This is a genomic window from Parafrankia sp. BMG5.11 (genome assembly GCF_004337455.1).
In genome coordinates, this window is record NZ_SJXI01000056.1 from 149,404 (window position 1) to 168,620 (window position 19,217).

At 69.0% G+C, this 19,217-nt stretch carries 27 protein-coding genes; 24 read left to right on the forward strand and 3 right to left on the reverse strand.

The features are described from left to right. Positions 1-15: 15 nt before the first annotated feature. Positions 16-432, reverse strand: a complete 417-nt coding sequence (locus E0504_RS32225; protein WP_131626440.1) for a helix-turn-helix domain-containing protein — start codon at positions 430-432, stop codon at positions 16-18. 1,599 nt (positions 433-2,031) lie between these two features. Between E0504_RS32225 and E0504_RS32230 the strand changes: the two genes are divergently transcribed. The 24 genes from E0504_RS32230 (at position 2,032) to E0504_RS32350 (ending at position 17,072) form a co-directional block, all read left to right on the forward strand. After that, positions 2,032-2,835 carry a hypothetical protein gene (locus E0504_RS32230; RefSeq protein ID WP_131626441.1) on the forward strand — a complete coding sequence of 268 codons (804 nt, stop codon included), beginning with the start codon at positions 2,032-2,034 and terminating at the stop codon, positions 2,833-2,835. Between the two features lie 257 nt (positions 2,836-3,092). Continuing rightward, a complete protein-coding gene (locus tag E0504_RS32235) occupies positions 3,093-3,302 on the forward strand; it encodes a hypothetical protein (protein WP_131626442.1) in 210 nt (69 codons plus the stop codon). A 56-nt stretch (positions 3,303-3,358) separates the two neighbouring features. Next, positions 3,359-3,790: a hypothetical protein gene (locus tag E0504_RS32240; RefSeq protein WP_131626443.1), complete on the forward strand. Its 432-nt coding sequence runs from the start codon at positions 3,359-3,361 to the stop codon at positions 3,788-3,790. After that, positions 3,787-4,134, forward strand: coding sequence for a hypothetical protein (locus tag E0504_RS32245; RefSeq protein ID WP_131626444.1), 348 nt, complete (start codon positions 3,787-3,789; stop codon positions 4,132-4,134). The genes E0504_RS32240 and E0504_RS32245 overlap by 4 nt, the downstream gene beginning before the upstream one ends. 48 nt (positions 4,135-4,182) lie before the next feature. Then, positions 4,183-4,716 (forward strand): hypothetical protein, encoded by a 534-nt coding sequence (locus E0504_RS32250; protein WP_243657707.1) that lies wholly within the window; start codon positions 4,183-4,185, stop codon positions 4,714-4,716. After that, complete coding sequence (locus E0504_RS32255; RefSeq protein ID WP_243657708.1) at positions 4,694-4,945, forward strand: hypothetical protein; 252 nt, start codon at positions 4,694-4,696, stop codon at positions 4,943-4,945. Before E0504_RS32250 ends, E0504_RS32255 begins: the two co-directional genes overlap by 23 nt. Before the next feature lie 175 nt (positions 4,946-5,120). Then, entirely contained in the window at positions 5,121-5,441 is a 321-nt protein-coding gene (locus tag E0504_RS32260; RefSeq protein WP_131626446.1) for a hypothetical protein, read from the forward strand. Positions 5,442-5,651: 210 nt separating this feature from the next. Beyond that, positions 5,652-6,659, forward strand: coding sequence for a DUF932 domain-containing protein (locus E0504_RS32265; RefSeq protein ID WP_131626447.1), 1,008 nt, complete (start codon positions 5,652-5,654; stop codon positions 6,657-6,659). A 94-nt stretch (positions 6,660-6,753) separates the two neighbouring features. Continuing rightward, positions 6,754-7,113 (forward strand): hypothetical protein, encoded by a 360-nt coding sequence (locus E0504_RS52450; RefSeq protein WP_131626448.1) that lies wholly within the window; start codon positions 6,754-6,756, stop codon positions 7,111-7,113. 199 nt (positions 7,114-7,312) lie between these two features. Next, complete coding sequence (locus tag E0504_RS52455) at positions 7,313-7,633, forward strand: hypothetical protein (RefSeq protein WP_243657709.1); 321 nt, start codon at positions 7,313-7,315, stop codon at positions 7,631-7,633. Next, a complete protein-coding gene (locus E0504_RS32280) occupies positions 7,623-7,877 on the forward strand; it encodes a hypothetical protein (protein WP_131626449.1) in 255 nt (84 codons plus the stop codon). The genes E0504_RS52455 and E0504_RS32280 overlap by 11 nt, the downstream gene beginning before the upstream one ends. A 61-nt stretch (positions 7,878-7,938) precedes the next feature. Further along, positions 7,939-8,478, forward strand: a complete 540-nt coding sequence (locus E0504_RS32285; protein WP_131626450.1) for a hypothetical protein — start codon at positions 7,939-7,941, stop codon at positions 8,476-8,478. 42 nt (positions 8,479-8,520) lie between these two features. Continuing rightward, the gene (locus E0504_RS32290; RefSeq protein WP_131626451.1) at positions 8,521-8,910 is read left to right on the forward strand and encodes a hypothetical protein; all 390 of its coding nucleotides are present in this window, start codon (positions 8,521-8,523) and stop codon (positions 8,908-8,910) included. 149 nt (positions 8,911-9,059) lie between these two features. Further along, positions 9,060-9,350, forward strand: coding sequence for a hypothetical protein (locus tag E0504_RS32295; RefSeq protein ID WP_243657710.1), 291 nt, complete (start codon positions 9,060-9,062; stop codon positions 9,348-9,350). 65 nt (positions 9,351-9,415) lie between these two features. Further along, complete coding sequence (locus E0504_RS32300; RefSeq protein ID WP_131626453.1) at positions 9,416-9,664, forward strand: hypothetical protein; 249 nt, start codon at positions 9,416-9,418, stop codon at positions 9,662-9,664. A gap of 27 nt (positions 9,665-9,691) precedes the next feature. Next, on the forward strand, positions 9,692-10,021 hold the full coding sequence (locus E0504_RS32305) for a hypothetical protein (RefSeq protein ID WP_131626454.1): 330 nt from the start codon (positions 9,692-9,694) through the stop codon (positions 10,019-10,021). 124 nt (positions 10,022-10,145) lie between these two features. Continuing rightward, complete coding sequence (locus tag E0504_RS32310; protein WP_131626455.1) at positions 10,146-10,691, forward strand: hypothetical protein; 546 nt, start codon at positions 10,146-10,148, stop codon at positions 10,689-10,691. Positions 10,692-10,727: 36 nt separating this feature from the next. Next, the gene (locus tag E0504_RS32315) at positions 10,728-11,357 is read left to right on the forward strand and encodes a hypothetical protein (RefSeq protein WP_131626456.1); all 630 of its coding nucleotides are present in this window, start codon (positions 10,728-10,730) and stop codon (positions 11,355-11,357) included. A gap of 207 nt (positions 11,358-11,564) precedes the next feature. Beyond that, a complete protein-coding gene (locus E0504_RS32320; protein WP_131626457.1) occupies positions 11,565-12,296 on the forward strand; it encodes a hypothetical protein in 732 nt (243 codons plus the stop codon). A gap of 799 nt (positions 12,297-13,095) precedes the next feature. Continuing rightward, positions 13,096-13,632, forward strand: a complete 537-nt coding sequence (locus E0504_RS32330) for a hypothetical protein (RefSeq protein ID WP_131626459.1) — start codon at positions 13,096-13,098, stop codon at positions 13,630-13,632. A 337-nt stretch (positions 13,633-13,969) separates the two neighbouring features. Next, positions 13,970-14,449, forward strand: coding sequence for a hypothetical protein (locus tag E0504_RS32335; RefSeq protein ID WP_131626460.1), 480 nt, complete (start codon positions 13,970-13,972; stop codon positions 14,447-14,449). 409 nt (positions 14,450-14,858) lie between these two features. Beyond that, the gene (locus E0504_RS32340; RefSeq protein ID WP_207974627.1) at positions 14,859-15,455 is read left to right on the forward strand and encodes a hypothetical protein; all 597 of its coding nucleotides are present in this window, start codon (positions 14,859-14,861) and stop codon (positions 15,453-15,455) included. A 171-nt stretch (positions 15,456-15,626) separates the two neighbouring features. Next, positions 15,627-16,157: a transcriptional regulator gene (locus E0504_RS32345; RefSeq protein ID WP_131626461.1), complete on the forward strand. Its 531-nt coding sequence runs from the start codon at positions 15,627-15,629 to the stop codon at positions 16,155-16,157. A gap of 126 nt (positions 16,158-16,283) precedes the next feature. Then, a complete protein-coding gene (locus E0504_RS32350) occupies positions 16,284-17,072 on the forward strand; it encodes a hypothetical protein (RefSeq protein ID WP_243657711.1) in 789 nt (262 codons plus the stop codon). A gap of 129 nt (positions 17,073-17,201) precedes the next feature. On the opposite strand, the gene E0504_RS32355 is transcribed toward E0504_RS32350, so the two are convergent. Then, entirely contained in the window at positions 17,202-18,131 is a 930-nt protein-coding gene (locus E0504_RS32355) for a C40 family peptidase (protein WP_243657712.1), read from the reverse strand. Positions 18,132-18,170: 39 nt separating this feature from the next. Further along, complete coding sequence (locus E0504_RS32360; RefSeq protein WP_131626462.1) at positions 18,171-19,184, reverse strand: replication-relaxation family protein; 1,014 nt, start codon at positions 19,182-19,184, stop codon at positions 18,171-18,173. Positions 19,185-19,217 lie beyond the last annotated feature (33 nt).

Below are 19,217 nucleotides of genomic sequence, written 5' to 3' on the forward strand. Positions count from 1 at the left end.
ACAGTTCCCGCCGCTCTACCGGCCGCGCCGCCGCTCGGCCCACGCCCGCCGATCGACCTCCAACAGCTCCTCATGCGCCGCCGCCCACTGCGCCATCGGCGCCACCAGATCCGCCAGCTCCTTCGCGGCCGGGGTCAGCCAGTAGACCGTCCCAAAGGGAAACGCATGCTCCCGCATCCGCTCGACCAGCCCCCGGTGTTGCATCCACCGCAACGTCCGGGTCAACACGGCCTGCTGGATCAGCGGCTGCGGCCAGCGACGGCCCCGCGGAACGTCATAGCTGCGCAAGGTGCGCAACAAGCCCGTATACGGCTGCGGACCGCTCGACAGCGTGACCAGCACGTCTGGGAGCCAGCCAGGGCTCAGCGTGCGGCGCAGATCGTGCAACAGAATGCGCCGATCAGCGTCAGACAGATCGTCAATCCCTGGCACACTCACTCCCACGGAAGATCCGCAGACCCCCTGGTCTGCTCGACCGTTCCGCCACACAGCGCGACTACCTCGCCGCCCCGTAGCCCCTCTGCGTGACGGGCACTTCGCCCAAGGCTGCACTATCAGGCCGTAAGGTGACAATCCGATATGCGGCCGTCACGGCATCACCCAGGGTCTGTCCGCTGCCCCGCCACCCAGAGACCTGCGTCGAACCGCAGCGCCGCAGCCCCGCTCCCTGCGGAAACGCCGTCTCCGTGATGGCACGACCGCCCCAACGCACCCAGCCCGCCCCCGCCGACATGATGCTCATCACGTCGCGCGATCCCGCGGGCCCGGCAGCCTTCGGACGGCTCATCCTGGCGGCTCCCACGAGCCCACCTTCAGCCACAGGGCGCCGATCAGGCAGGCACACTGTCTGTCGACGCCGCCTCCGACGATGCGGGCAGCTCGACCCGACCGCGCATCCGCCACCGGCACCCTCGGTGACAAACAGGAGCCTCCACAGCATCGGCGTTCGTGATAGCCGCCTCCTCCGAAATCTCTCTCACCCACAACGCGCTCCCGCCCGTGTAGGGCAGAAACATGGTCACGGGCAGCGAGACTCGGGATTCACATCTCCGCGTGAAGGGCGGGCGATGATGGCGACTCCGTGCGGACCAGTCGCCGCTATTAGCGAGCGCGCCGGCACACCAACCTCCATCGCAGTCGGCGAACACTGGCCGGCACCGCCAGCAGGAAGCCACAGAGCCAAAATCAGCGGAGTCCCAGATGCTCCGCCAGCAGGCTGCGCAGCGTGGGGCTGTGGCTGGCGGGTTCGCCAAGTGTGTCGGGTGGCTCGCCATCACTCGCCAACTGTGCTCACCGCTCGCCACCTATCCGGATCGCCACTCCGGTGTAGGGCTCGGTCGGAAATATGGCCACTCCGAGCTGCCAGGCCGCGTGCTAGGGGGCCCAGTGCCGGAGCGCCAGCGACGGCGGTGTTGGCCAGCGCTGACGGTGCCAGCACGATGCACAGCGAGGCCCTGACCAGCGGATTGGCCAAGTAGGCCGAGCTGCTGGCCACGCTGTGGCCAAGTCGCCCGGCGCGTGGCCAGGGAGATCCGACCCCTACAGCCCACCGGACCCCCCACCGGACCCCCCACGGGACCCCCCACCGGACCCCCCGTAAAGACAGGTGGGTGGACGAAGCGCCGTTGGCGCAGGTCAGACGAGGTGCGCCACCCACCCAAGCACTCCGCGACTTAATAGCGAGGCAACGAGCTGATAGTCGATGCGGGATCGGTGCGCTGGCGGCGCACGACTCCTGGGCGAGCCCGACCTCTGGGGTTTGCAGCATGCTCTTTTTCTCTGTTGCTGTTTTGCCGGCTTTCTCCTTTGGCTTTTCCCTTGTATTTCCCTTTTGGTTTTGCCTCTTCTCTTTTCCACTTTTCCACTTCGCGCCCCCGAACGCATTTCCGCCATCCCCCTATCTCTCAAAGAATCATGAATTGGCGGACGATTGGGGGTTGTATTCGGGCGTGCATAGATGGAGAATTAGATATCGACACCGGGTGCGGGATGACACCCCCGGGAGTTCCCGCAAAGCAGAGGAGAGACCTCGTGACCAACAACGCCTTTTCTTCGGACACGCCGTCCGCTCTTCCGGGCACGCGAGTCGAGCGGGAAGACATGGAGAGGGTGACGGCGGACGACTGGCGCACGATTCACGTCAAGGCACGTAAGTTCTGCCGCGTGGTCGACGCCACGGACTCGCGTAAGCGGATGGACGGAAACGCGACCTACACAGGCCGTGGCTACGGCACGGCGGACGTGAGTGACGACACCACGCAAGATGCGGTGTTGCTGTTTGCGCAGCTGCTCGGCAAGATCATCCGGACGTTTGAGCCTGTGACCTACTCCGTGGCCACGCGGGAACCGGACTCCTGGCTCTACGTCACGAAGCAAGGCGGAACCTTCGTCGCCACCCGCGACAGCATCCAGTACACCGCCGTTCGGGACGCTGCCCGCCGCAACGGCTACAAGATCGACAAGAAGCCAAGTGAGACTGACGCGACCCCCGGGGCACAGCTGATGAAGACTGCGGCTCGCATGGAGTTCGTAGCAGTCTCTACGCACCTTGCCGCCAACAGTGAGGCCATCTGGGGCTACGCGTTCGGTGACGGCAGGGAGTTCCCGGTTCTCACGGACGTGCTCAACGAGGGGAACAAGGCCGATGACATCGGACGGGCGGGCATCCTTTCCAAGGTGGCGCAGAAGCGCCACGGGGGCGCCTACGGTTCCCGACGCGCCGTGATCCGCACCCGTGACGCTGCCCTGGCAGAGTTCCGGGAGCTGTCAGAACGAGCTGACGAGGTACGGGAGATGATGACCTACCGTGCCACGCGGGATGGCAGGGAAGACTGACGTTCAGTCCTCGCGGAGAGGGCACCGGGAGAGCCTCCCGGTGCCCTCTCCGCGTTTCTGAGCCGTTTTCCGGCCGGACGGTCGGAACGCTTCCCAGCGCGTAACAAGGTGAGGGCAAAAACCGCCCGAACCAACCTGGCGAACGCGCATCCGGCCGGACGGTCGGAACGCTTCCCAGCGCGTAACAAGGTGAGGGCAAAAACCGCCCGAACCAACCTGGCGAACGCGCATCCGATCGACGCGAGAGGCATGTGGTCGTGTTCGACATTCTCGGTGATCGCGAGCGTGCGCTCGCGATTGTCCAGCGGCGCGGGCGGGATCACTTCCTGATGTTGCTGGATCGTCTGGCGTCGATCTACCACGGCTGCGACTGCAAGATCTACAAGTTCAGCCTGGAATGGATGGACGAACCGTACCTACTCAAAGCGCGGGGGATTCACGGCGACCTGCTGATCTGGTGGCGTTAGCCGCCTACCGGCCGTGCGTCCAAAGCGTGTCACCCATCCATATGGAGGGAGGATCTGTGACCTGTGACGTTCTGTCTGAGGAGTTCGTGCGCCGCTTTGAGCGGGGAGTATGGCGCGAACTGATCGAATCGGCGATGGTCGAATGGTCGCCGGACGAAACCACGAACCTGTACGGCAGTGGTTTCGACGGAACGGAGACCGAGTATCTGCGCGGTGATCCCGCAGGCGAGATCCGTGACTTCCTGGAAGGCGCCGCCGCCGACCTGTCGTCGCTGTTCGAGCGTCTGGGTGATCGGGCGCCTGGGGCCGAAGCGCTGGGCCGGGACTGGGTCCTGTCGCGGCAGCGGCAGGGCGCGGGACTGTGGGACTGCGGCTATGGCCCGGAAGGGGACCGGCTGCACGAACAGGCGATCGTCTACGGCGACATCCTGCTGGAGATCTCCGGGGTCGAGGAGGACTGCGACAGCTGGGTGGTGCGGGTCCTGTGAACGGCCGGCATCTGCGTGTTCACCATCGCGACTACTTCGACCACGAAGCGTACGACGGAGACATCTACCCGCACGACGAACGGTCCGAGGATTTCGACTGCGAACCGGACGAGTACGACCGTGAGGACGGGCTCGGCGCCGTGGACCTTGCCGTGGCCCGGCTGACGGCCTTGGGGGTCACGGAACCTTCGGGTGGCCCGGACTTTCCTGGGTCGCACTGCTGGTGGGGCGGCAGGACGACGCTGAGCCATTACACCGGCGAGATGCGGGAGACCTCCGCGCATCCGGAGGGGTTCAGCGACGCCGAGTGCCGCGAACTCTGGGCGCGGCTGACCGGCGCATAACCGACCCGCTTTTTCTGCTCTCTGCCTGATCTTTTTCGAGGTGGTGCCATGCTTGGCGTGCTCGCGGACCCCACGGTGCGGATCGGGGTCTACATCGACGATGACCACGACTACTACCTGTCTCCCGTCGGCGACCTCGACGTGATCACCGAGGAGCGGGAGCGCTTCGCGGACGAGACGTGGGCTGCCTACGTCCTGACGATCGTGGTGGAGTGCCCGCACTGCGACCGCCGGTACAGCACGGACGTGCTCGGCGGCGTGGTGGTGGAGACGACCGCGCGGGCCGGGTCGATCGTCTGGTCCGATGACCCGTTCCTCCAGGAGAACCCTGCCGACTACCTGACGATGCAGATCCGGGACTTGATCGCTCAAGAGCGTGACGAACCGACCCAGGCCACGGCCTGGCTGTCCCTGCCGGGGACGGATCGTGAGCCAGGTCGAGGCGCTGCCGCTCGCGAACGGGGCGCCCGCCCGCCGGGGGACGGTCGCGTTGCTGGTGTCCCCGCATCGGGAGCCGCTGACCGGTGGCGGTCCGGACGCCGTCCATGTCGAGCTGATCGTGATCCGCTCGGTGACCCGTGACGGGCGGGTTCGCGCCTATGAGGAGATGTGGCCGGGCGGGCGGCCCGTCCGGGTCGCCACGACCGCCTGGAAGATCAGCAGCCTGGTCGACGGGTCGGGGCCCGACGCGGCCCGCGCGGTCGCGATCGCCCGCGCGCACACCTTCCCGGGCCACCGTCAGGTCCGCCCGTGGGCGTCGATCGCCGAGGCCCGCGCGGCGCTGAGTCCCGCGCGCACGCCCGCCCCGTAATCCGCCGCCGCGTGGCGCCCGCCGGACGGTGTCCGGCGGCCCGTCGGGTGGTCCGAAGATCGCCAGCCATCCCGCACGGTGGTGGAACCGGCCCGGGTTCGCTCGCGGGGTGCTCCATCTCCCCCGGCTGGCGAGACGTACGTCGTCGGGTGCTCTGCGGCAGAAAGGAACGGCGATGGGCGATCAACCAGACGTCAGCTCCGACTCGATCGCCACCGCGATCCAGGAAATGATCTTGGAGGATGTCCGCGGCGGGAAGGTACCCGAGGCCGTCGCTGCCTTCGAGCAGTTGCACGAGTTTGTCGATGCGAACGAGTACGTGTTGCAGGCTCGGGAGTCCCTCGGGCTGACGGCTCTGCCTGCCGATGCGGCCGATGCGGCCCGTGACAGCGCAGCCGTTGCCCTCGTCGATGCCTGGCTCGCAGGCAGGTCCTCCGCCCATCCCCTCGGGTCGTCCGGGACGGCCCGCCGCGCCGTGCCTGGGGAGGCGTCGTGAGGCGGGTCGAGCCGCTGCCGCTGACGAACGGCAGGCGAGCGCGCCGGGGCACGGCGCGTCAGTGCTCGACCCGGCCCGCGCGGCGCTGAGCCCCGCCCGCACACCCGCCCCGTAACCCGCTTCCGCATGCCTGCCGCCGGACGGTGTCCGGCGGCCCGTCGGCATGCCCACACATCGCCACCCACCCCACCGCTCACGGGAGGAAGCCGCATGTCGAAGGAAACCCTGACCTGGCTCAACCAGCACACGCTGATCGGTTTCACCGACAAGCGTGGCCACGCCTGGCACTACCGCGCCGACCAGCAGCAGGGCGAGGCCAACCACTACCCGGGGCCGATCCCGGTCGACGACGTCGAGCGCCGGCTGTTCGACTGGACCGCCCTCGAACAGCCGATCTACTTCGAGTCCCCGGTCACCGGCGGTCTGGACGTCGTCCCGGACCGCAAGGCGATCATCCGGTCCGACACCGGCAGCGTGATGGGGATCTTCAGCGACGGCTACCAGCCCCACCCCTACAAGGAATGGCTGGTCGACAACGTCGGGCAGCTCCTCGATGACGATCTCGCGATCGGGTCGGCCGGGCTGCTGCGCGGCGGGGCGGTCGCGTGGGTGTCGGTCGAGGTTCCCGACACGATCACGACCCCGGAAGGGGTCGCGTTCCGTCCGAACCTGCTGGCCACCACGTCGTTCGACGGGTCGCTGTCGACGACCTACAAGCGGATCGTGACCAACGTCGTCTGTGACAACACGATGGCGGCCGGTCTGCGGGAGAAGGGCCAGCAGACCAAGGTCAAGCACTCCGCGAAGTCGCATCTGCGGCTCGGTGAGGCCCGGGGTGCACTCGCGATCGTGCACACGATCGCCGACGACTTCGCCGCCGAGGTCGCCGAACTGTGCGCGCTGGACGTGTCGGACCGGCAGTGGGCGGCGTTCCTGGACGCGCACGCACCCGTGCCGGACGAGAAGGGGCGGGCGCGGACCAGCGCGGAGAAGCACCGCGACGTCCTGAACCGGCTGTGGAACCACGACGAGCGGGTCTCCCCGTGGCGTAACACCGGCTGGGGCGTGGTGCAGGCGGTCAACACCTACACCCACCACGAGCAGAGCGTCCGCGGTGCGTCCCGCGCTGAGCGCAACATGCTGCGCGCCGTGACCGGCGGGGCGGACAGCCTCGACGGCTCCACCCTCGCCACGCTGCGCACCCTGCTGCCCGCCTGACCCGCCGTCCCACGCCTGCCCCCGCCCCGGCCGCCCGCCGGGGCGGGGGCGGTGCGCTACCCGCACAGCTGACCGGAAAGGACCGGGTATCGCGATGTTCGCCGCACTGACCGTCGATGGCACGACCGTGAACAGCCTGGACGAAGACAGCAGCATCAAGCTGATCTTCGACGCCGACACCGAGTTCCGCTGTTCCGCCTGCGGGGCGGACCTTGTCGAGACCCCGCACGGCTTCGACGAGTACCCGACCGCGTCCGCGGAAGGCGTGCTCCTCGCCGACGACACCGTGATCCCCGTGGACGCGCGGACCGCCCCGGACCTGTGGGGCGAGATCTGCGACGAGGTCGCGGACTTGGCCGCTGTCGACGGCGCGATCGGCGAGGACGTCACCCACGGCCACCTGGTCCGCCTCGACCCGGCGCCCGGCCCCGGCGACGACCCGTCCCGGGCCTGATCCCGATGGGCCGCACCGCAGGCCGCCGGACGTCTCCGACGGCGGCCGACTTCGACACGCGCCGCCGACCGACGACGACCGTCTCGACGCCCGCGCGCTGCTCGCCACGCTGACCGGTGATGATGCCAGCCGGCATGCGGCGCTGCGCGCCGCTCGCCTCGGCGACCACACCGCGCCCAGCTACGACCCTGAGCGGGTCGTGCGCATCCTGACCGCGCTACGCGACCAGCTCGCCGACGAGATCGACGCCTGGACCTACCACCGGATCTCCCGTGCCCACGCCGAGGAGAGCTGGCGCAGCCACCTCGAAGGCGGCGGCTGCTCCGCCTGCGTCGATCCCTGCGCCTTCTGCGTCATCTGGGCCGGCACGCTCGATCTGGAACGGGTCGAACGTGCCGGCCGGCACGTGTGGCGGCCCCGCCCTCGCGCGGACGCACAGGCGCGCCCGGCGACCCGACGCCGCCGCGCGGGCCGGGTCGCGGCGCCCTCACCCGAACGGAGCGAGGGAGATGACGCCTGAGTTTCCCCTGCCCTTGACCTTCGTCGGCTGCCCGGTGGTAGCCGGCATCTACGTGCCCCGCGCGGGCCACGACGTGCCGCTGTGGGCTGTCGTCGCGGCCAGCTCCCAGCCCGGCGAGTTCCACGTCGCTCTTCTCCGCGACGACCAGAACAGTATTCAAAGCTGGTACAACATTCCCGGCCTGGGCAAATCGCTCGACCGGATGCGCGCCAAGGCCGATTTCTGGGCGGACTCCGGGGACTAGCCGGACCCGCCACCCAGGAGATTTCCCCCCGGGTTGTAGCCAGCTATGGAAAGGAGCGGCAGTGAACCATGCATCCGAGTTTCCCGAGCTGATGAGACATCTGCCGATCGACCGGCACCGGAACGTGCCTATTCCCGCTGTCACCGCACGTCATCCGGACGGGGAGCCAGATTTCTCGACCGTGGACGGCCGGGAGGCGTTCCGTCTCGCCTCCGAGGGGCGGTGCGGTATCTGCGCCCAACCGTTCGCCGAGGAGGTCGCCTTTCTCGGCAGCCCGGGAGCCGCCGCCGTCGGGGCCTACCACGATCCGCCGATGCATGAAGGATGTGCCGGGGCGTCCACCTGGCTCTGTCCTCACCTGGCCCGCCGGGATATGCGCCGGCTCACCGATCGGCGTTCCACTGGCGCGCTTCCCTCCGGCAACTCCCCGGACAAGCCGGACCGGTGGGTGATGTGGATCTGCCGGGGATTCAGCGGGGCTGTCGTGAACGCCATGCCGGTGTTTCTTCCCGAACCCTACACACGGCTACGGACCTTCACCTATACCGCCGATGGCCAGTTGCACGAAACCTTCGACACGACACCCGGCGTCAGCGGCTGACCCGGCAGCCCTGCCCTCCCTGTTCCTGGAGAAAGAGAGATCATGATGTGGAACGGCCGCCTGCTGCTCGGCGTGCGATTCCTGCGGAGACGCCGATGGGCCCCGCCGCTGGACCCGCGGTCGCGGCGTGAGCGGGCACGTGACATGTTCGTCGACGCCCGCGACGCGTTGCGGATGGTGCTGGAAGACGACATCGAGGCCGAGACCCGGACCGAGTGCCCGTCGACGACCGGGCTTGTGGTCGATGTCTACGCGGACGAACTCGGGGAGGCCCGCGCCCGGTTGATCGCCGTCCTCGCCGACGATGGTTCCACCGGTGACGTACGGGACGTGCTCGCCGAGTCGCTCGCCGACCTGCTCGACGAATGGGCGACCACCGCCAACGCCGACAGCACCGAGATCGTGTTCCGCCCGCTACCCAAGCACCACTGATCTCTATTCGTCGCGTGCCAGGCCACTGTGAAGCCGGCCGATTGGCGACCGGAACGATCTCGCACGGACCGGCGCTTTCTCGCGGTGCTCGTTGCGGGCCGCCGCACACATTCTGAGCCTAGAAGGGACAGCCGATGCGGGTTTCGTCGGTGAGTTACGGAACGATCGACATGTACGACGCACTGCCTCCGCATCCCTGCGCAAGCTGGGAACCGGGAAACGTGGGCAGCTTCTCCCTCCGCATCACCACGCTGCTTGACGAAAGCGGCAGAATTCTCGTCCACGTCGACACTGCACTGACCCTGGACCTCAAGGAGGAACCACCGATCAGGGTCCTGGTAGACGACGAAGAGATTTACACCAGTCCCACAACGACCAGCGGCGACTGTGCCGACCCCGACCACGGACATCCCGTTCCCTGGCGCACCGCCGAGGGCTGAGCAAACACCCGCACGTCGATGCCGGGAAGTCACCCGGCTCACCACGGAAAGGAACGTGATTCCCCATGTTCTACCTGAGTCGCCGTCGCCGCCGACAGATGCGCTTCTGGGGGTTCGTCCTCCTGCTGGTATGGCTGCTGGGCGTCGCCGCCGCGCACAACGTCACCCTCCTCGCCGCCTACACGGCGGTGACCCTCGTCGCGATCACCGTCGATCTGACCTCGGGCCGGCGCCACCGCGGCCGGCGCCACCGCCCGGCCCGACGGGCACGGCCGGGCCGCACCCGCGTCCACCGGCCCGGACGGGCTACCTGACCGGATTCTTCCGAAGGCCGGACTACGATGCCGCGTCGCACACGCATCACCGCCGTGGCCCCGGAATCGCATCTACGCCAGGCCCTCGTTCCGCACCCGGAAGCGGTCGAAGGTGCAACAGCCCAGAAGAACACGCCGCTCTACAGCGTGGCGCTGGCCCACGACAAGAATCGCGCTATCTGGACTACCGATGTTCGCGTCGAGGCTTTTCCGCGCCTGTTCGAAGACCGAAGCACGGCGTGGGAGGTCATCGAGCGAGCGGCGGACATCACCCAGGAACTTAACCCCAAGGTCGCCGTTCACATCGCCTTCCTCACCCACAACGACGGTGGCCGGTGGGCGGCGTTCGTGGACTAGCGGGAACCCTTCCCGATAGGGGCTACGCACCCACGTAGGGCCGGAAGACCAATCAACGCCGGCGAGAAACGCCGGCTCGCGGCACACACGCCAACCACCAGGCTTAGAAACGCGGAGTACGGCCATGCCCAAAAGCAAGATCGATCAGGTCGTGGCGGACTACGTCGACCTGGTCAACACCGCATTGTCGGCCCTCGACTGGGCCGAGCAGGAGATCACGCAGGCGATTGCCCGTCACCCGCATAAGCGGGACCAGCTCTTTCACAGCCACCCGATCCTGGTCCCTACCACGATCCTCTCTCCGGTCGAGTTCGTCTACCGGGGGCACTTCCGGGAGATCCTCGAAAGGGTCGCCACCGGGAAGGACACGCGCCCCGGTACGGCCGCCGAAGCGTGCTGCCTGCTGACCGAGGTCAGCAAGGCCACGCCTTTCCCATCGTACGGCTACGGGCTCTACTTCCGATTGTGGGCGAAAGCGTTCCCCGACCACACGGTCGCGTCGGACTCCCAGCTCGACCACTACGAGGCGCTGTTCGGCTCGAAGATCGACGAGCTGGAGGGTGATATCCGCAAGGACCTGACCGTGCAGGACCGTCAGCTCGGCCCGATCACCTGCGACGGCGTACACAACGGCGTGATCGTGGCCTGCGCCTACGCCCGTACCCAGTAGCCAGTAGCCAAAGGGATCGTGGAACGGAGTACAGCCATGCCCGAGTCCAGCACACCGCTTCCGGCTCTGGCGGGAAGTGTCGCCGCCGAGCTGGGAGACGACTGGAAAACCGAGGCCGGTAACTGGCCGGAGGATGCCTTCCTGGTCAAGAAGTCGAACCCGCTCTGCAAGATTCACGTCCGAATGGGCCGATCCTACAGCAGGCGAGACAAGATCGAAATTTCCGGTGTCTACCCGCACCGCGCGTCCGAGTACCGGACCGGTCGTGCACCCAGGGACAGGACCTATGCCGCGCCGAACAAGTCGGCGGTGGCGATTGCGCGGCAGATCCAACGATATGTTCTGCCAGGCTATGAGGCTGAGCTGGCGCGGGTGTGTGGGATTCTCGATAGCCGGCGCAGAATGCAGCAGCGCGCGGAGGAGATCGCGCGCGACGTCATGGCCGCGTTCGGTCTTCCGTGGACAGGGCTCGACCCCACGGCGGACGAGTACCAGCGAGACCGCTGGGTTCCAGTCGCCAGCTTCTGGCGCCACCCCCAGGAGACGATACGGAATTTCAGCGCCGACCCCATGCACGGGGGCGAGGTCGAGTTCAAGTTCTCCGCGCACGCCGACCACGCCGTGAAGATCGCCGAGTTCCTGGCCTCTCTTCCGCCGGTTGAGTAATGGCCGGCGGCCTTCTCGACAGGTCGTGCGGACACCAGACCCCACTACCCGTTCTCACCGGCCAGAGCGGGCCAAGGCCGTGCGATGGCCGACGTGCCGCCGTCGGCGCCTGGGCCCCGCGCACCTTCTCGGTCCGGCCGGTCCGGCCTCCTCATCCGCACTGCGATCAGCCTGTCCGCCGTGTCGCGCCCGAAGGGAGCGCCCACCATGCCCTCGACCCCGCATCTGCTCGGCTTCGCCGAGCTTCTCGGCCGGCTCCACCATGTCCTGACCGTCAACGGCGAGGACACCGTCACCCGTCGCCCCGTCGATCTGACCTACCATCCGTACTTCGGCCGGGACGGCTGGCCCCGCCGTCTACACGGGCATGTCCTGTTCTGGCTGAACGGCCACCTCGATCCGGCCAGCCTGCTCAACCTCGATTCCGCCGCCGACGTCCTCGGGGCACTCGGCTATCCGCTCACCGTCAAGGCCGCTGTTCTCGCCAGCGAGGCTGAGCAGCTCAGCTTGCAGGGCTGGACCTGGGGTCACGCCGTCCACACTGCCATCCTGCGCACCACCGAGGACGACGAACCGGAAGACACCCGCATCGGCGACGCCACCGTGATGGCCGTGCTCTCCCACATCGCCGCCCACCACGCCCCCGAGATGACCAGCCCGACCCGGACCAGCCCGCTGTTCCACCGCGGCTATCCGGCTGGGCTACTCGGCCACCTGGCCGCCGAGCTGCGCCTCGACGCCGTCCACGCCTCCGCGCTCGGGGACACCCATGCCCTGGCCCTGTTCGGCCACCTCGGCTGGACGCTCTCTCCCCGCGCCGGCGCGGTCCTCACCACCGCCGAACAGGTCGAAGCGGACGGAGCCACCTGGACCGACGTCGTCATCCAGGCCAGGGCCGCCTCCCGCGACCACCTGCCCCGCGAGCCCTGGGACCGCTGAACCGCCCCAACAGCCCGCGACCACCTCGGCCACCGGTCCGCCGAACTGTGCCGCCGCCGGTCCCGCTCCCGCAGGAGGCGGCCGGCGGCGGCCGTCACGACCACCCTCGCCCCCAGGCAGAGCGGTGTCTCGTCCTGCGACCTGCACTTCCCTCCCCCTCCACCACCGTCACGAGGAAGAGAGCCATCAGCATGCGTGAATACATTGCGCGCGCGGGCACGGATGATGCCTGGCTGTGCCGATGCGGCAACAGCCCAGGGGCCGACGGCTTCGTCCCGGTCCACCGGGGCCGAGAGATCAACCCGAGCTCGGCCCGCTGGCGTGGCCACTATTGCTGCCTGACCTGCGGTCTGTTGATCACCTGGCCCACCCGAGAGATCATCGGGCGCATCCACTTCGCGGACCTCGTCCTGTGCGGGTCCGCGCCCTGCCCGAAGCGGCGACGGCGACCGTCTTTCCCGCCGCGCAGCAGGCGCGTGCGTCAGCGACGTCGAGCGCGACGGTCCGGCCCTCGGCAACCCCATCAACCTGCCCCTCCGCGGTGACACGACCGGGCGGCGCGCCAAGATCGGCCGGTGCGTAGCCAGTCGGGACCCACAACATCACCGCGGTCCAGACACGATCGGAACGCTAAGCCCGGCCGGGGCAGAACGGGATGCGGGGCCAGGCAGAACACGCCCGGTGTGGTGCCGGCCGGCCTGGCGCGATCAGACTGGTGGCGAAGGCGGTCCGGCACCGTCCTTGCGGGTGTGCCGGACCGGCTGCCGCTGCGATCCGCACCCCGTAGAGGACACCACCGATGAACTTCGAGTCCCACGTCCTGGTCGACATGACCGTCAAGCAGGTCCAGGACGCCCTGGCGAAAGGCGACCAACCCGCGATCGCGGTCCTGGAAGGAGAACCCTCACGCACGCTGAGTAACTCGGCCTACCTGCGTGACCCCGCCCGCGCGGAAGCGTTCGAGCGGCAGGTCGCCGAGGAAGCGAACCACATCGATCTCGAACGTATGATCCTGGCCGTCCCGCAGATCAGCAGTCCCGAGACCATCGACGAGGAGACCTCTGTCCGGCTGCGGTCCCCCTACACCGGCGGGCCGGTGCTGGAGGACGACGGCGAGATGCACGTGATCCTGTGGGTGCTCTGGGACGCGGAGGAAGGCCACGAGTCCGGGATGGTCCCCTACCGGCGCAAGCGCGACGGCACACCCGTCTTCGACGCGTTCGACGGCTCAGATCACATCTTCTCGATCCCCCTGAACTTCGGCGGTGGACCCGGCCTCGTTCTGCTACGGGAACTGCTCGACGAGACCCTGCAACGACGACGCACCCACCCCTGACCTGCCCCGCCGGGCACGTAGCCAAGGCCAGACCGGCTCAACACCCAGCACCCAGGGCGTGGTGCCCGCGAGCGCGAGGTCCGCGCACTGCCAGCCGGGCGGTCCACCGGCCAGCGCACCGCTGCCCACCGCCCAGCAGCGCCCGCGGTCGTCACCGAACCACGAGATTGCCCATGTCCGCCGAAACCGGCATCGCGACCCCAGAACGCCATAGCCAACCGGCGGCGGGCTGCGCACCTCCGCATACGGTGGACACGCCTACGAGCCGTCTACACCCCGACCGCCGTTCCACCGCCCTGGAATCTGGAACGGTATTCCTGGACCACTGGAGGCCGCGATGAACGACGCCACCTGGACCCTGGTGACCGACGTCGTGGACCGTGTCCAGCAGTCCATCCGGATGACCGACTACCCGGCCATCGTCATCCTCGACGGGGACAGCCGCCAGATCCTCTCCGACTACGACTACATCCACGGCGAGAACGCCCGGACCGACTTCGAGACCCGCGCCGCCGACCACGCCCGCGCCCTGCACGCCCGCCGGTTCACCTTCGCCGTCCCGCAGATCATCGAGATGAGCCCCGGCAACCTGCAAGCCCACGCCTTCTCCGTCCGGCCGCTACGCGACGGCGAACAGGAATGTGTGGTCTGGACCGCCTACGACGCCGACGACGGCGTCGACTACGGCTGGGCCCCCTACACCCGCCGGCCGACCGGCCAGCCGATCTTCGATGAGCCCAGCACGTTCCACCTCCCGGCGAGGCCGACCAGCGGCTTCCCCGGTCTCCGCCTGCTGCGCCTGCTCACCGCCGACTAGGCCAGCGCCCACCGGGCACTGTTCGCGTACGTCGTCGGCCGGGCCGGCATGTCCGTCCGCGCGCTCGCTCGCGGACGGCCGCTCGCAGGTGAAGGGCCAGCAGCGATGACGTCGTTCCGCTCTTCGTAGCTGTCCCCTGACCGGCCCCGTCTTTCTGCTGGGCCGGCACGCCGCCGACCGCACCCAGTGCGCGGCGCGTCCCGACATCGCCATCGGCGACACCCTGCCCCGGCCCGCCGAGGCGCTGACGCGTGCCCGCTCAGCGACGCGTCAGGGGCTGGCATTCGCCCACCCGCGCGCACCGCCGGAGATCGCCATGCCTTCCTTCGTCCACTGTTTGCTATCAGACAAGTACACGACGCTTCGTATCTCTCCCCGTTCTCGGCTGATCCACCTGACGCTTTCCGGGATGACTGTGACCCTCTGCGGTCGCACCTTCCGTGAGCAGATTCCCTCGGAACAGCCAGGCGCCACCGCACCCATCTGCGGGCGCTGCGCCCGCACGGCCGTCCTGCACCCGCTCGACCGGGACCCGCCCGGCTACCACCTCACCGCCACGTCGACCGGGCCCGGTCAGGTCACCGCGGCCGACCCGACCGGACACACGATCGGCACCGCGGACACCATCGGATCTGCCCGCTTCCACGCCTGGGACCACGCCCACACCGCCGCGCTCGCGACCGCAGGTCTGCGCCGCGACCGCCGACGGATGGGACCCGCCGACAGCGAGGCGTGGCGGGTTCTCCTCGCCGCTCCGGTCGGCCGCTGGCGGCCCGCCGGCACGATCCACACCCGTACCGACGGGTTCCTCGCCGACCTCGACGACGCCGACACTCCCATACGACGATCTCCCCTTCGACGAAAGCCCCACCCCCGCCGTCACCGGCATTCCATAGGCGGAACCGGCGCCAGCCGCGTCGCGCGGTCCCCTCGAATCCCTACCGGGTTCCCGCGGAGACCGCCGCGACTGTGCCCAGCCCGCGCTTGTCCGGCCGCGTCCCTGTGAGTTCCGGCCGCACCGCACGGCTGGGCTTCCGGACTGATCACTGGCCCCGGCGCAGCCCACCCCGGACCCTTTCGCGCTCCCGGCCAGCCGAAGCCGCAATCCCGCGTGGGCACAGGGACCCGGCCCCCGCCCTTCCCACCCGTTCCCGTTCCCCATTCCCAGGGAGGAAGCATGTTCACGACCAGCGACAACCGCTCCTACGCCCGTGAGGTGGGCGCCCGACTGCGCGCCATCCGCACCCAGCAGGGCCACTCCCTCCAGCAGGTCGAGACCCGCTCGGACGGCGAGTGGAAGGTCGCGGCGCTCGGCTCGTACGAACGCGGCGACCGGATGATCAGCATCGGGAGGCTCGCCGCGCTCGCCGACTTCTACGGCGTTCCCGTTCTCACCCTGCTGCCCGGCGGACAGCCCGATCCCCTCCCGCCGCAGGCCGCCCGTGTCGTGCTCAACCTGTCCGCCCTGGCCCTCGTACCCGTCGACGACGCCGGGCCGCTGCGCCGCTGGGTCGCCCAGATCCAGCGGGAACGCGGCGACTATGCCGGCCGGGTCCTCTCGATCCGCGAAGGAGACCTGCGCACCCTCACCACCCTCTACACCCTCAACCGCGACCAGTTCCTCGACATGCTCCAGCAGTGGAAGGTGCTCGACCCCACGAGCACCCTCGCCAACACCTCCGACACAGCAGGAACGCAGCGGCTGTGATCCAGCCGGCAGCGCTTCCGTCTGTGTGCTCTCCCGCCGAGCTTGGCGGGAGAACACACAGACGCGGACAACCTCGACGCGACCGCCGGTGCATCCCCGGTCATCATCGAATAGTGAGGATGGGCGGTGTTTCCCGAAGCCGCGTGGCTGCCGGTCGTCCCGGCGTTGACGGACGCCGTGGCGCGGGAGGAGATGCTTGAGAACATGCTGACCATCGACGCGCGGGTCCAGCGGGCGGCCCGGCGTTACCAGCATCGCAGGCTGCTGATCCCCATCGTCGCCCAGCTGCTACTCATGCTTCCCGCGATCGCGTGCGCGATCGTGTGGCCGCCGTTCACCCCTCCTGTCGACCTCCGCGGCTTCGCGACGGGTGGGCTGGCGATACTCGGCGCCATCGCGGGTCTCGGCTTCTACAGCAGCCGAGCTGCCTGGGTCCTCGACCGGGCACCCCTCGCGCCGGCCAGCGCGCGCGTCGCCTCCCACGCCCTCACGTTGCACCGGACGCTGCACGACCCCGACCTGACCGGGATAGCACGCCACACCGAGGCCGTCAGGCTCCTCTACCTGCTGGCCCACGCGGCACGCCGTCTCGCACGCGACCTCGGTGACAACACCATCCCCGGACTGGCCGCCCCGGATCTCGCCACAACCGCGGCCAGGGACGCGGACACGACCCGCGCCGACCTCCTCCACGGCATCCGCAGCCTGCTGGACAACATCGCATCCCTCCAGCAGGCGATCCTCGACCCCACGGGCGATCACAAGGTTCCCGACCCGCCGCTGACCGGGTCCGACCCGCGCAAGAGTTTCGAGCGCACCGCCGCCGGCCTGGACCGCGCCGGCCGCAACGCGCTCGATCTCATCGCCCTCGCTCTGACCACACCGGCTCCCAGCCGCCCGCCGAACCGCCATTGACGACCACCACCGCTCGAATCCGGACATCGAACCGCCGGCTCGGGACCGCCCACGCCGGCTATCTTGGTCGGCAGAGGCATTTCATTCCCACATCTTTGTCAGCGCCGCGTCGAATGCGCATGCAGCGCCCTACGTGCCCGGCCTGGTTGCCCCAAAATAGTCATCGCCGGTCCACCTATATTGGGATATTTTCACCACTTTATTACGACCTGGAGCTGTGATCATCTGCCCGTTGCCGATGTAGATCGCGACGTGGTGGATGTTGGTGGCGGTGCCGTAGAAGACGAGGTCGCCGATCTGGAGCGGCTCCCCAGGCGGGACCACCGGCCCGGCCTCGTACTGGGTCTGCGCGGTGCGGGGCAGGTCGATCCCGGCGGCCTGGTAGGCGGCCCTGGTGAGTCCGGAGCAGTCGAAGCCGCCTTCGGCTGGGCCGTCTCCACCCCACAGGTAGGGGATGCCGAGCTGGCCCTGGGCGTAGATGACGGCGGCGTAGCCGGCGTCGGACGGGCTGGTGTCGGCTCCGAAACCGCCGCCGGTCGAGCTGTACTCGGTGGCCTGGGTGACGACCTGCGCGACGTAGGCGTCTGAATGGTTATAGGCCCACAGCGCGCCGGTCAGATCGGCTGCGACATGATTATCGCACAGATAGAAAGCCGCGGCGTAAACGGCGTCCTGGGCGTTGTAGAGCGACGGTGGGCTCGCGCCGCCCGCCGGTAGCGGGTGGCGGGCGACGACCTCGGCGAACGTTCCGGCGAGGAACTGCATGGGCCCGGCGGCTCCGGCGCTGTTGGTGCCGCTGACCACACCCGGAAGCCGACTCCGACCATGGTCGGATTCGACTTTGCCGATGGCGGCGAGGGTCGTCCAGGATAGGCCGGGGCAGGTGGCGGCGGCCCGCATGTAGAGGTTCAGGTAGTCGGCGGGGATGTCGTCGAGGGCGGTCTGGCTGGGGCTGCCGCCGCTGTTGCAGCCGAGGAACCAGCCGATGACCGGTAGGCACAGGACGCGTTCGGCCGCCCCTACCGCGGCGGCGCCCGTCATCACGATGAGCAACACCACGGCGGCGACCGCTCCGGCGAGGTATCTGGTCGTGGCCGCTCACCCCCGGTACTTCTCGGGAGGCATCGGCGCGGGCGGGCGCAGGCCCGCCCCGGTGGGGATGGTGTCCGGCCGGTCGGACACCGGCGCGGGTGCAGGCAGCCGGGGCCAGGCCCGGGGCAGCTGGTCGAGGGTGAGCCGGCCGGCGCGGCTGGCGGTGAGAGGCAGCCAGCGGGCGGGGGCCGGGTCGAGCTGGTCGTCGGGTGGGGCGAGGGTGGCGGCGGTCGTCGCGACCGGGACGGTGTGCGGCTGGTCAAGCCCGGCGACGGCGTCGGCCAGGGCACGACGCGCGCGGGTCTCCCGGTTGGTGGTCGGGAACCAGAACAGGACCGGGGTGGTGATGCCGGTCGCGGTGGCGAGCCGCCCGTATTTGTCGATCTTCGCGGCGAGACGGGCGTAGGGTTCGGTGGCCCAGTCGAGTTCGAGGAACCATTCGAGGTCGCTGCCACGGCTGGTCCAGCGGCCGTAGGCGTCGGGGCGGACGATGTCACCGAACGCGGCCCGGGTGCGGGCTTCGGACCACCAGGCGGTGAGCGTGCCGGCCGGGTCGGGCTTGCGGGCGTGGGCGATGAGATGGGTGAAGAAGCCGTTGACAGCAACGCGGTGGGCGAGTTGGGGCCAGTAGGCGACCCCGAGGGCCCGCTCGTGGCGGTAACCGGTCGAGGCCAGGTCGACGCCGTCTTCGGCCGCAAGGATCGCGGCACCGGCGACGTCGCACACATAGTGCGCGGGCGGCATGCCTTCACCGACGGGGCTCAGCGGTTGGAAGCGGTCGATGACACGCCAGCGGTAGAGCTGGAGGAGCCGTTCGTTGGCGGTGCGCCGGGTGGGCCAGCCGGCCTGGACGAGCTGGTGGGTGGTCAGGACCCGGTGTTCGTAGAGGAGCCGGGCGATCCACCGGTCCCGAGGGCTGAGGTGGGGGGTGAGGTTGGTGAGGTGTTCGGCGTCGGCGACGACGCGGGCGGTGGGACGCATCGGGGCCCGGAGGGCGCGCTGCGGCAGCGGCTTGGCCATCGGGGAGTCCTTCGAGGCGGGATAGATGCGTGT